Below are 12,945 nucleotides of genomic sequence, written 5' to 3'. Positions count from 1 at the left end.
GCTGTCCTTTTGCGGGCACTCTCCAGCAAAGGCCTGATAACCTCGAATTGCTCCGACTTGATATCACTTGGATAATCTCTTCTCATCTCCCAAGCTTCTCATAACTCGGAGACTTTGAACAGGTTCTAAAACATCTCCAACACCTACTTTTAATAACAATAACGTCCGCGCTGGTCAGTTTAACTTTAACGTAATCAACAGCCCGGATATTGCCAAATGGGATAATACTTTGCAGGCATTTTGTATTGATGTTGATCACTGGTTGAAAACGAATGGGAATGCCACCTATGACATCATTTCAGCAACGGCTTCAGGCGGCCTGAGCAATCTGCAACTCGCCCAAGTAGGCTGGTTGTTTGACCATCATGCCTCTGATCTGGGGAGCGCCAAAAAAGATGCTGCTTTTCAACTATCACTGTGGGAAATTTTCTTTGAAACCGAATTATCATTGAATCTGAGTAATGGCACATTCAAGTCTAATACCTTTGAAAATGAAAGTGGAACTACCAGAAATTTAGCCAACGAGTTTCTGGGAGTTATTACTGCCGATAACACCTACAGAAGCAGCGGCTGGGAATTCTATGTTCTGAATCCGGATAATCCGTCGGACAACCAGCGCTTGATCACCTGGCACGAAAAAGATCCGGGCAATCCTCCATCCGAGGTGAGCGAGCCCGGTACATTGCTGCTATTGTCCTTGGAATTAGGTATTGTATATTTCAGCACCCGTCATCGTAACAGCGCGTATCTCTCCTCCTTTGCCTGATAAGCGCTGAAGTAGCTGACCGGGATACTTCAGGCTAAAGTAACCTGAAGTATCCTCAGTCGTCATTATTCTCAATTTTGTCGCAGCATCTGCGGGTCTCTTTTGTTATCGTATCACGGCTGCGACTGTGAACGTAGTGAAGCAAGTGGCCACCCGGGAGTCTCTGTGTTCGCGTCAGATTTTCACTGCCCACAGGTCGTGAATGTCAGTATCGGTAACGCGCACATCTGCCCAGTCACCCGGTTTAAGGGTTGAGGCATCATCAATGTAAATAACGCCATCAATTTCCGGTGCATCGACATAGCTTCTGGCAATGGCACCTTCTTGATCAACGGTGTCCATCAGTGCTCTGAGCTGTCGGCCTTTCTTCGCGTCCAGGCGCTGTTTGCTGATAACTTCCGCTGTTGCATCAATCTTTCCAATCGTTCCTGCTGGATTTCAGTAGGAATAGGGTCAGGTGATACATTGGCAGTCGCACCTTTGACCGTGCGTAGGTAAATGCCCCCACCCGATCCAGCTGCGCTTCTTCCAGAAAAGTGAGCAGTTCCTTGAATTCGGCCTCAGTTTCCCCTGAAAAACCAACGATAAAAGTGCTGCACAGGGCAATATCCAGGCTGATTTTGCGCCACTGCTAAATGCAGTGCCAGTATGTTTTCACTGTTGGCCGAGCGTTTCATCAGCTTGAGTATGCGTTCATTGGCGTGTTGAAAAGGAATGTCCAGATGCAGGAGCTTGTCTTCCGTCATCAGTGGGATCAGTTCATCCACATGCGGATAGAGGTAGGCATAGTACAGCCGTACCCAGATACCGAATTCCCCCAGTGCGTTCGCTTGTTCGGTGATACGAGTACTAACCGGCCTGCCTTGCTAGAAGCCCGTGCGGTATTTGATATCCACCCCGTAAGCACTGGTGTCTTGGGAAATAATCAGCAACTCCTTGACACCAGCTTCGACCAAACTTTGTGCCTCCTGCAGTACGCTCCCCACCGGCCAACTGATTAGATCGCCGCACATTGACGTGGTCAAGTAAAACTGGACACCTCAGTTAAGCTGCTTTTATCGATTTTGCTGCTTCTGCTTCGTATTGGTTTGGGCTTTTGTAATTTAGGTATGAATGCAGTCTTTGGTTGTTATAAAACACGCCGATATACTGCAAAATGTCCTGCTGTGCTGCATGGCGGGTTTGGTAATGCCACCATTGGCAGCGTTCCTGCTTGAGGCTGCCAAAGAAACTTTCAGCAACCGCATTGACGCTCCTATGTCAAGTAATTGTGGCCGCATCTGACAAATCTGCGAGAATAAGCGGATACAGTTCACGAATAATGTACCGTTTCAGACAACGCTGAATTTCCTTATTTGACATCCCTTGAGCTGTACGTCGTGTCACATAGGTTTGAGTTCTCGGCTCATCACTGCGCATGCGTACCATCGCGATGGTCCATAGCGCATTGTTTGCAGATCGATCACCTCCTCGATTTAATCGATGGCGGATAGTCTTTCCCGAAGACGCCTGCAATGGACTTGCTCCGCATAATGCAGCTAATGCTGCCTCATTCCTCAAACGTTCTGGATTGTCTCCTGCTACAGCAATAAGTACCGCTGCCGTTTGTGGCCCGACTCCAAACTGGTTCCGAAGACGTTTCGCCGACTGACTCGTCAAATGATCAAGCGTCGCGTCAAGTTCTTTTAGTTCTGCTGAAAGCATTAACCAGCGCTTGGCCAACAAACAAAGTGTTGCAGTTAATGTTTTAAGCAAAACACTGCCATCTGCCTTTCGAAGTCGCGCGCAGCCCGCTACGCACTGTTCCGGTTTAGTTTTCCAGAGCCGTTCGCGCATATCATCTAGTGCGCTGATTAATAGCGATCTGAGCTGATTTATTGTTTGTGTCCTCGCCTTGACTGCACTACGCCTGACAACCGATAACATACGCAGTGCCTCAGCTACACCCGACTGTGACTTTGGGACTGCTGTTGCGTTACCAGAAAGAACTGCTCGTGCTGCACTTTCAGCGTCAGTCGGATCTGACTTCCCTTGAAGTCTACGCTTAGCACGATCAGGACGATTTATTTCCCATACCTCAATACCCTCCTCGCGCAATAGGCGGGTAAGACCAGCGCCATATGTTCCTGTTCCTTCAACACCTGCACGTTGTATATTTCCGAGAGAACGTGCCCATGTTAGCAATTTTAGATAACCTGCTCTATTAGTCGGTATGGAGGTAAGTGTACCTATCACTTTACCCTGGTGGTTAATGACTACACCAACATGTGTATCTAAATGGGTATCAACGCCAAGAATAACTTCATTCTGAATCAATGTGCCGTCCATATTTTATACTCCTCAGTCAAGATTGGCGCATTACCAACCCCACTTACCGGACAGGACACTCACGGTGCAATTCAAAGCTCCTATTAGGTCACATGTATTGGGCCCGGCAACGCTCGGGGAATGCCTAGGCCAGATCGACAGGTCAACGCAAAGGCACTACTTCGCCCATCCCAACACGGGTCAGATCAAGTCAGGCATTCCATACCATATTAAACTGAGTATCCCAACAATTTCCCAGGCGACTCATGCTGCCAATAAAACTGTATGCTTTCAGTAGATTGCGATATTCTTTGCTGGCATACTGCGACCCACGATCCGAATGCACGATCAGGCCAGACGGTGGCCGGCGTAGCCAGATCGCCATTCGCAATGCATCACAAACCAGTGTTGCTTTCATCCGTGAGCTCATACTCCAGCCAACCACCTTTTTGGAGAACAAATCGATGACCACCGCCAGATACAACCAGCCTTCCTGAGTCCAAATGCAGGTAATGTCGCAAACATAAACTTGATCCGGTCTGGCAACATAAATCTGTCGATTCAGTTTGTTTCCGAATACCGGTTGTTTGTGATTGCTGTCAGGGGTTATCTTGTATTCTTTTCGGTATCTCACTTGCACGCCAGCTTCTTGCATCAATCTTCGAGCTTTCCAGCGACCCATCGGATAACCCCGTGCATTGAGCGCTTTTCCAATTCTGCGACTGCCATAGCTATGATGACTGGATTTTGCTAGGTCCCTTATTGTTTCAAGTGTTTCCAGATGACAAGGATCTGCAGAACAATGATCGGTACACCGAACGTAATCATAGTAGGCGCTACGACTGACACCCATGAGCTGGCACATCAAACCAACCGGGCAGGTTTTTTTCCTTTAGGTGATAAACGAATATTTCACTTCATTTCTTTCACGAAAAAGACCGTCGCTTCCTTTAAGATGCGTTTCTCCATTTCCAATCGCTTGATCTGGATCTTGAGCTTCCTGATTTCCTCCTGTTCCGGTGTTAGCTTCCCATTACCGCGAAAGGCTTGTCCTGCATCATCTCTCTGAGATTCCCTCATCCATCTTCTTAGCATACTGGCATTGATTCCCAGATTCCAGGATACTGCTGTCGCTGTATACCCTTGATCCAATACCAGACTGATTGCATCTAATTTGAATTCCTTCGTGTGGTGCTTCCTTGCTACCATTTCTTCCTCCAGTTAAGCTAGTCTCTCTTAACTGGACTGTCCGGTTTCAGTAAACCACGTCATTCCGCGACAAAGTGGTCCCGGCGATAAATGGTCTTCGGAGCGACATAGATGCTCTTGAATTCCTCCTCCCCACCACCTCTTGGCCGGTACCGTCCTACGCGGAAATACTCTTCAAACTCTAATCCGCGAAGGAATCTGCGTCAATCAACTCAAGCACTCGGTGGCTGGAAATCACGTCCACTCTAAACGGCGGCGATCGGAACACAAAACACCTTGTACCAGAATATTCCGGCATTTCGACGTTCTTCCTGTGCTTATCCAACGTCCGTTCAAAACAACTTCATCTTCGGCAAATCGCTCCGTCCCATGAGGAACTCATCCACCCCCACCGCCGCCTGTCTTCCTTCGCTGATCGCCCAGACCACCAGTGACTGCCCGCGGCGCATATCTCCGGCCGCGAAGACGCCGGAGATGTTGGACATGTAGTTTTGATCGACCAACACATTGCCACGCTGGTCGAGTTTCACACCGAGCTGTGAGATCGGTCCTTCCGGTTCGGGGCTGATGAAGCCCAAGGCCAGCAGGCACAAGTCGCAGTCGAGCGTGAACTCGCTGCCGGGGATTTCCTTCATCTTCACCGGGCGGGAGCCTTGCATTTCCCATTCCAGGCGGATACCCTGAAGTTTTTTGACGACGCCGTTCTCGCCGGAGAAGGATTTAGTATTGATGGCGAAGTCACGGACGTCGTGGCCGGTGGGGACGGCGGCTTCTTCGTGGGCGGAACTGACCCGGTAGATCATCGGCCAGTAGGGCCAAGGCATGTCCTGCACCCGGACAGTGGGCGGCTTGGGAAGAAGCTCGAATTGCTGGACGGACTTGCATCCTTGCCGGATGGCGGTGCCGAGGCAGTCGGCCCCAGTGTCGCCGCCGCCAAGGATAATCACGTGCTTACCCTTGGCGTTGATGAATTCCCGCTCGGGGATGCGATTGCCGAGGGTGGTCTTATTTTGCATCGGCAGATAGGTCATGGCTAGGTGGATGCCATTCAGATCGCGACCGGGGACGTCAATATCCCGCGCCAAGGTCGATCCGCCACAGAGGACGATCGCGTCGAAATCGCGGCGCAGGTCTGCGACCTTGATGTTGAAGCCGACGTTGGCGCTAGTGACGAAGTTGATCCCCTCAGCCTTCATCAGATCCACGCGGCGGTTGACAATATGCTTTTCGAGCTTGAAGTTGGGAATGCCGTACATGAGCAGCCCGCCGATCCGATCGGCACGCTCGAATACCGTCACTTGATGCCCCGCTTTGTTGAGTTGGGCAGCGCACCCGAGCCCGGCCGGACCGGAGCCGACAACGGCGACCTTCTTGTCCGTCCGCATGGCTGGCGGACAAGGCTTAATCCACCCTTCCTTAAACGCGTGATCAATAATATTCTGCTCGATCGACTTGATCGTGACCGGCTTCTCATTAATCCCCAGTACACACGCCTCTTCGCACGGCGCGGGACAGATGCGCCCGGTAAATTCCGGGAAGTTGTTGGTCTTGTGCAGCATCTCGATAGCATCGTGCCATCGCCCTTTGTAGATCAGATCGCTCCACTCCGGAATGATGTTCCCCAACGGACATCCGGCGGGGCCATGGCAGAACGGGATCCCGCAATCCATGCAGCGAGCGCCCTGGAGCTTGAGTTTCTCCTCGGCAATGTCGAGATAGACCTCATTCCAGTCGAGAATGCGCAATTCGACCGGTCGGCGCGCCGCCGTTTCACGCTTGAATTCCTTGAAACCTGTGGGTTTGCCCATTGTTCTCTCTCACTTCAAAATTAAAAGTTAAAAATGCAGAATCCCATCTTCGCCTTCAATTTTCAATTTTTAGCTCACACTGTGCCCGCCTGGCGCTCGCCGAGTTTTCTGGCCGCTTCTTCAATCTCGCTCATCGTCTCCAGCGCATTGCGGTAACCGGTAGGCATCACCTTGACGAACCGGCGAAGCTCCTTCTCTAAATCGTCCAGGATCGTCTTGGCGCGGGTCGAGCCGGTCAGTTTGTGGTGGTTTTCCAAGAGGATCTTGATCGTTTCGCGATCATAATCCTTGTCGGGCTTTTCCAGTTCCACCATCTCGGTATTGCACAGGCGCAAGAACTGACCGTTATCGTCGTAGACGTAGGCGATCCCGCCGCTCATGCCGGCGGCAAAGTTGCGGCCAGTTGGGCCAATGACAACGACCCGCCCGCCGGTCATGTATTCGCAGCCATGATCGCCTACACCCTCGACAACCGCATGGACACCGGAGTTGCGGACACAGAAGCGTTCGCCGACAACACCACGGATATAGACTTCGCCTGCGATTGCGCCGTAGCAGATGACGTTGCCGGCGATGATGTTTTCCTCTGGCTTGAACGTTGCCTTCTCCGGAGGGAAGATGGCAATCTTCCCTCCGGAGAGTCCCTTGCCCAGGTAGTCGTTGCTATCCCCTTCCAACATCAGCGTGATGCCGCGAGCAAGAAAGCACCCGAAGCTCTGCCCCGCCGATCCGGTGAACTTGAATGTGATCGTGTCGTCCGGAAGCCCGTTGTGCCCGTATTTTAGGACGATTTGGTTCGACAGCATCGTGCCGACAGTGCGATTGACGTTCTGGATCTCAAGGTTGGCTGTAACCTTTTCGCCGCGCTCAATCGCCCGCGCCGCCAGCTTAATGAGCTGGTTATCCAGTGCCTGCTCCAGCCTGTGCTCCTGCTTCTGTACACAACGAACGGCCACATCCGCACCGATTTGGGGCTTGTGTAGGATTACGCTCAGATCCAGATTCCGTGCCTTGTAATGACTCGAGACATCCATGAACTCCAGCAACTGAGTCTGTCCGACCATGTCTTCAAACTTTCGGAACCCCATCTCAGCCATGTATTGCCGTACTTCCTCGGCGATGAAGAAGAAAAAATTGATGACGTGCTCCGGCTTGCCTGCGAATTTTTTGCGGAGCTCGGGGTCCTGAGTCGCCACGCCGACCGGACAGGTGTTCAAATGACAGACCCGCATCATGATGCACCCGGAGGCAATCAGCGGCCCAGTGGAGAAACCGAACTCCTCCGCCCCGAGCAGTGCTGCGATGACAACATCGCGGCCGGTCTTGAGTTGTCCATCCGTCTGTACGATCACGCGTCCGCGCAGGTTGTTCATCACCAGAACCTGCTGCGTCTCGGCAAGTCCCAGTTCCCACGGGATGCCTGCGTACTTGATACTGGTTAGCGGTGCAGCGCCCGTCCCGCCGGAATCGCCGGAGATCAGAATGTGATCCGCCTTGGCCTTGGCGACGCCGGCCGCGATGGTCCCGACTCCCACCTCGCTGACCAACTTCACGCTGACGCGCGCCTTGGGATTGGAGTTCTTCAGATCGTGGATGAGCTGGGCCAGATCTTCAATCGAATAAATATCATGATGCGGCGGTGGCGAAATTAACCCGACGCCGGGCGTCGAGTGCCTGATCTTACCGATATACGCATCCACCTTGTGCCCCGGCAATTGCCCACCCTCGCCGGGCTTGGCGCCCTGGGCCATTTTGATCTGCAATTCATCGGCGTTGGCCAGGTATTCAGCGGTGACGCCGAACCGTGCGCTCGCCACCTGCTTGATGGCGCTGCGGCGGAAGATGACGTTTCCGTTCGCATCCGGCTGCGGATCGGGCTGGAAACGCCGCGAGTCTTCGCCCCCTTCGCCAGTGTTGCTCTTGCCGCCAATGCGGTTCATGGCGATGGCCAGGTTCTCGTGGGCTTCGGTACTGATTGATCCGAGCGACATCGCGCCAGTGACGAATCGCTTGACGATTTCTTTGGCTGGCTCGACTTCTTCCAGCGGGATCGGATTGACCGTTTTCTTGAAGTTAAGCAATCCGCGCAGAGTGCATCGGCTGCGCGCTTCATCGTCCAACAGCGCGGTATATTCCTTGAACTTCTTGTACCCGTCGATGGGCTTCTCGACCCCTACTCGAACCGAATCCTGGAGTTTGGCCACCGTCTCAGGGTTCCACATGTGGTATTCGCCGTCGCGGCGCCATTGGTATAGCCCGCCGGTATCCAGCACCTGCCCATTCACCTGGATCGGCGGAAATCCGCGGCGATGCCGCTCTAGCGATTCACGAGCAATGATCTCCAGTTTGACTCCCTTGATGCGCGACGCTGTGCCCGTGAAATACCGGTCGATCATCTCCTTGCCAAGACCGATCGCCTCGAAGATCTGAGCGCCTCGGTAGCTCTGCACCGTGCTGATTCCCATCTTCGATGCGACCTTGAGGATCGCCTTGTTAGCCGCTTTGATATAATTGTATTGTGCATTCTCCAAATTCAGGTCCTTGGGGAGAAATCCATTCTTATCTAAATCTGCCAGCGTCTCGAAAGACAGATACGGATTCACCGCCCCGGCTCCGTATCCAATGAGTAGACAGAAGTGATGCGCCTCGCGTGCCTCGCCGGTTTCGATCACCAGGCCGCATTGCGTGCGTGTACCTTCGCGGATCAGGTGATGATGCACTGCCGCAGTTGCCAGCAGGCTGGGGATCGGCGCGTTTCCGGCATCTACGCCCCGGTCCGACAGAATTAGGACAGATGCGCCTTCCTTGACCGCGCGAGCCGCCCGCTCCATCAATTCTTCTAGTGCACGCTGCAGTCCCGTTTCGCCTTCGCTGACCTTGAAGAGCATCTCGAGCGTCACCGCTCGTAATTTACCGACGGCCACTTCCCGCAGCTTTTCCAGATCATCGTTGTTGATGATCGGGCTTTTGAGCTTGATCAAGTGCGCTGCATCCGGCGCCTCATCCAACAGATTTCCTTCGCGTCCGATGTAGGTATATACTGATGTAACCAGTTCCTCTCGCATCGCATCTAATGGTGGATTGGTCACCTGTGCGAAGAGTTGCTTAAAATAGTTGTAGAGTAACTGTGGCTTCTCGGAGAGACACGCCAGCGGCGTGTCCGTCCCCATCGACCCGACCGCCTCGGTCCCGCTGGCGGCCACCGGCATCATGATCAGCTTCAGGTCTTCATTCGTGTATCCGAACGCATGTTGCCGCACCATCAGCGTCGCATGGTCCGGCTGATGCACCTTACTTGGGGTTGGGAGGCTGTCCAGCTCGATCAGATTCTCCTCCAACCATCTCTTCCAAGGCCGCTTGTTCACGAGTTGCCGCTTGATCTCGCTGTCATCGATGATCCGCCCCTGCTTGGAGTCGATCAGGAAAATCTTGCCTGGTTGCAACCGCCACTTCCGCGCCACGCTCTCCGGCGGGATCGGCAACACGCCCACTTCGCTAGCCATGATTACCAGATCATCCTTCGTCACGTAGTATCGCGACGGCCGAAGCCCATTTCGATCCAGCACCGCTCCGACGAGTGCGCCATTCGTAAAGGCAATAGAAGCTGGCCCATCCCACGGCTCCATCAGGCAGGCGTGATACTCATAAAATGCCTTGAGGTCTTCATCCATCTGATCGTGATTCAGCCACGCTTCCGGGATGAGCATCAGCACCGCATGAGGCAGGCTCCGACCGTTCACGCATAGAAATTGGAGCGCGTTGTCCAGTGTGGCCGAGTCCGAGCCGGATTCCGTCAGAATTGGAAACATCTTCTGGAGTTCATCCCCGAACACTTCCGATTGCAAAGACCCATACCGCGCCCGCATCCAGTTCCGGTTGCCATATAGCGTGTTGATCTCGCCGTTGTGGGCAAGGTAGCGATACGGATGCGCCAGCCGCCAGGATGGGAAGGTGTTAGTTGAAAACCGCGAATGGACGATCGCCAGGGATGACAGGAAATCCGGGTCCGACAAATCTGGGAAATACAGACGAACCTGCGCCGCCGTCAGCATCCCCTTGTAGATTATTCGGTTGGCCGACAGGCAGCAAATATAGAAATCCTCCGCGGACTGCGGCGGAAAGTTACCGGACTCGATAGTATTTTCCGTCCGCTGGCGTACCAAGTACAGACGCCGGTCAAAGTCCTGTCGGTTGTAGAAGCTCTCCCCCGTCCCGACAAAGATCTGCCGGATCATCGGCTCCACCTTGCGCGGACTCGGCCCGCACGCCTTGGAGTTGACTGGCACATCCCGCCAACCAAACACCACCATCCCGAAATCGACCGCGATTTTCTCCATCGTCTGCTCGCACAACTTGCGGGCGGCCACATCCTTGGGCAGAAAGACCATTCCCACCCCATATTGCCCCAGCTGAGGCAGCTCGATACCAACCTTCTTGGCCTCCCGCCGGATGAACTTATCCGGCATCCGGCACATGATCCCGGCCCCATCCCCAGAATCCGGCTCGCACCCACAGGCCCCGCGGTGTTCCATGTTCTCCAGCATCTTCAGGGACTGATCAACGATGGAATGAAAATCCTTCCCTTTGATGTGGGTGATGAACCCAACACCGCAGGAATCATGGTCGAACCGTGGATCGTACAGGCCCTGTGCGGGCGGATAACCTTTTGTCATCGCTCTAGTCGCTCTAGTTCTGGGTTGGCTCCAGCCGGACAAATTCCCGAATTGTGGATCATAGCGAACGGGAGGAAAGAACCCAAATATTTCTGGGAATTTAGTAAGGGGTTGTAAGCCGGAACCCTCGGAATTTTTGATTTTTGAGTAAGCTACTCCAATGTTACATTGGCCAACATTGTTTCCAGATCGATTATATATTTATTGTCGCGGAAGGCATAGTGTCCAAGAAAAAACGGTTCTGTCGCAACAGTTTGTCAGTGTGAGTGATACTTAAGCAATTTGAGTAACTGAAAAATCCGATGATCAGTTTTAAAGGCGCTCACTTTCCAAAAGACGTCATTCTCTACGCTGTTTTCTTCTATGCCAAGTTATGGTGTTTCTTACCGTGACATTGAAGCCATTATGGAAGAAAGAAGCGTTAAAGTTGACCATTCCTCGCTCAATCGATGGGTTATCAATTACTCATCTTCCTTGGCTTTGGCGGCTAAAAAAATTAAACGCGCCGTTGCTGCGTCCTGGCGAATGGATGAAACTTATATCAAAGTTAAGGGTAAATGAGTTTACTTGTATCGCGCCGTTGATAAATTTGGCGATACGATTGATTTTATGCTTTCCGAGCACCGTCATAAGTCAGCGACCAGCGCCTTCTTTAAACAAGCACGATACTAACGGATTTCCTAACAAAGTTGCCATGGATAAAAGCGGTGCCGACTACGCGGGTTTAGAGAGCATTAATATGTGGCGGATTCAACTTTGAAGTGCAACTTTAGCCTTCAAATTACCTAAACTACTTCACATTTCATGCAAAGTAGCCAGTGGATGACAATCAGTGTTGGAATTTCACCAGTTTTTCAGAAAATAGCGCTCAGATACAGTGCTAATTTGATGAACAGGCGTCACCATATTGCCTCCCATTTTATTTTTTATTCACAGCGGAGTAACTGGTCATCAGATTCCGATAGTTGGGAATATATTTGGAGAATAAGGAGCCCAAACCCTCGACGTCGTTGCGCCAGTCGCGGTGCAGCTCACAAGCTACACCGAACCAACTCATCATCTGTGCTCCGGCCGCTTGCATGCGCAGCCAAGCTGCATCACGGGTTACTTCATTAAAAGTACCGGAAGCATCAGTGACTACGAATACTTCATAGCCTTCTTCGATTGCAGACAGCGCTGGAAAAGCGACACATACTTCAGTGACTACCCCAGCAATAATAAGTTGCTTGCGACCTGTCTTTTTAATTGCATTGACGAAATCTTCATTGTCCCAGGCATTGATATTACCAGGACGTGCAACATATGGTGCATCAGGAAATATTTCCTTTATTTCTGGCACCAGTGGTCCATTTGGACCATCCTCGAAACTGGTTGTCAAGATTGTCGGCAACTGAAAATACTTACCACAGGCAGTTAGTGCTAGCACGTTATTTTTGAATTCATTTGGTGAGAAATCCTGCACCAGAGAAATTAGCCCCGCTTGATGATCGACCAGTAATAAAGCCGCATCATCTTTGGAGAGTCGGTTGTATTTAAAAGTATTATTCATTTCCATGCTCCTTGTGATTGGTATAACAAGATTTTCAGGGAAGAGGATTAGTGCATCGATATAGAAAATGGTCGACTAGTACAATGCGTAGAAACGATCACTGATAATTTTTCCATCTTTCCAATGCTGAACGGCTACTTGATCGAATTTTTTGTGTCCAAAATCCCTGTGTTTATATTCGAAGTGCCACTCGGTCATTGTGACGTTATCCCCAACAGCCGTCGATTTGATTTCTGATTTAAGCCACGCTTCAACACCTTCAAAGACCGATGATTCTCGATCTTTGGCTTCTTGTATACCATTTGCTACCACATCATTTTTTTCAATCACTACACAATCTGGGTGGTAGTATTTGTCCATGGATTCCAGTATTTCGCCGTTCAGAACCATATTATTTAAATCATTAAGCTTTGATTCCAAATCCATTATTTACTCCTTTTTGAATAAAATTATATTGCCAAAATTATCCCAGATTTCCCATTAGGTTTGATTTCTAATGGAAGCCGTTAGAATAAGCTGTTATAAATAAGCATATTTTGGTAAATTAAAGTTGTTTTCTAGATGTATATTTTTCATCCGGGAGGTTTTGATGGAATTTAAGCTTCGATTTACTGAAAAAGAGATTACTGCCTG

9 protein-coding genes and 4 pseudogenes are annotated in these 12,945 nt (G+C 51.3%); 2 read left to right on the top strand and 11 right to left on the bottom strand.

All coding sequences use genetic code 11. The features are described 5' to 3' along the window. Nucleotides 1-86, bottom strand: a pseudogene (locus NSMM_RS14945) (IS5/IS1182 family transposase); the annotation flags it as partial. 143 nt (nt 87-229) lie between these two features. Here NSMM_RS14945 and NSMM_RS00105 point away from each other — a divergent pair. Further along, nucleotides 230-766: a hypothetical protein gene (locus NSMM_RS00105; protein ID WP_090283407.1), complete on the top strand. Its 537-nt coding sequence runs from the start codon at nt 230-232 to the stop codon at nt 764-766. Between the two features lie 174 nt (nt 767-940). Here the strand turns inward: NSMM_RS00105 and NSMM_RS16835 are convergent, their stop codons facing one another. From NSMM_RS16835 to gltB, 8 genes and pseudogenes are all read right to left on the bottom strand, one after another. After that, nucleotides 941-1,108, bottom strand: a complete 168-nt coding sequence (locus tag NSMM_RS16835; RefSeq protein ID WP_342671767.1) for a hypothetical protein — start codon at nt 1,106-1,108, stop codon at nt 941-943. 218 nt (nt 1,109-1,326) lie between these two features. Beyond that, nucleotides 1,327-1,533, bottom strand: coding sequence for a hypothetical protein (locus NSMM_RS16830; protein WP_342671766.1), 207 nt, complete (start codon nt 1,531-1,533; stop codon nt 1,327-1,329). A gap of 99 nt (nt 1,534-1,632) precedes the next feature. Then, nucleotides 1,633-1,779, bottom strand: coding sequence for a hypothetical protein (locus NSMM_RS16825; protein ID WP_342671765.1), 147 nt, complete (start codon nt 1,777-1,779; stop codon nt 1,633-1,635). Nucleotides 1,780-1,810: 31 nt separating this feature from the next. Further along, a pseudogene (locus NSMM_RS14940) lies at nt 1,811-2,014 on the bottom strand (IS3 family transposase); the annotation flags it as partial. Nucleotides 2,015-2,026: 12 nt separating this feature from the next. Further along, nucleotides 2,027-3,094, bottom strand: a complete 1,068-nt coding sequence (locus NSMM_RS00090; RefSeq protein WP_090283403.1) for an IS110 family RNA-guided transposase — start codon at nt 3,092-3,094, stop codon at nt 2,027-2,029. Between the two features lie 220 nt (nt 3,095-3,314). Further along, nucleotides 3,315-4,282: pseudogene (locus tag NSMM_RS00085) on the bottom strand (IS3 family transposase); the annotation flags it as partial. Nucleotides 4,283-4,614: 332 nt separating this feature from the next. After that, a complete protein-coding gene (locus tag NSMM_RS00080; protein ID WP_090283401.1) occupies nt 4,615-6,090 on the bottom strand; it encodes a glutamate synthase subunit beta in 1,476 nt (491 codons plus the stop codon). A gap of 74 nt (nt 6,091-6,164) precedes the next feature. Beyond that, nucleotides 6,165-10,763, bottom strand: a complete 4,599-nt coding sequence (gene gltB / locus NSMM_RS00075; RefSeq protein WP_090283398.1) for a glutamate synthase large subunit — start codon at nt 10,761-10,763, stop codon at nt 6,165-6,167. 302 nt (nt 10,764-11,065) lie between these two features. On the opposite strand from gltB, the pseudogene NSMM_RS16260 reads away from it, so the two are divergent. Then, a pseudogene (locus NSMM_RS16260) lies at nt 11,066-11,502 on the top strand (IS6 family transposase); the annotation flags it as partial. A gap of 180 nt (nt 11,503-11,682) precedes the next feature. Here the strand turns inward: NSMM_RS16260 and ycaC are convergent. Together ycaC and NSMM_RS00060 are read right to left on the bottom strand one after the other, a co-directional pair. Next, entirely contained in the window at nt 11,683-12,312 is a 630-nt protein-coding gene (ycaC, locus tag NSMM_RS00065) for an isochorismate family cysteine hydrolase YcaC (protein ID WP_090283394.1), read from the bottom strand. A gap of 75 nt (nt 12,313-12,387) precedes the next feature. Continuing rightward, nucleotides 12,388-12,738, bottom strand: coding sequence for a nuclear transport factor 2 family protein (locus tag NSMM_RS00060; RefSeq protein ID WP_090283393.1), 351 nt, complete (start codon nt 12,736-12,738; stop codon nt 12,388-12,390). Nucleotides 12,739-12,945: the final 207 nt, after the last annotated feature.

It is taken from the genome of Nitrosomonas mobilis, assembly GCF_900103035.1.
Lineage (GTDB): Bacteria > Pseudomonadota > Gammaproteobacteria > Burkholderiales > Nitrosomonadaceae > Nitrosomonas > Nitrosomonas mobilis.
This window is presented reverse-complemented; position numbering and strand designations above follow the sequence as displayed.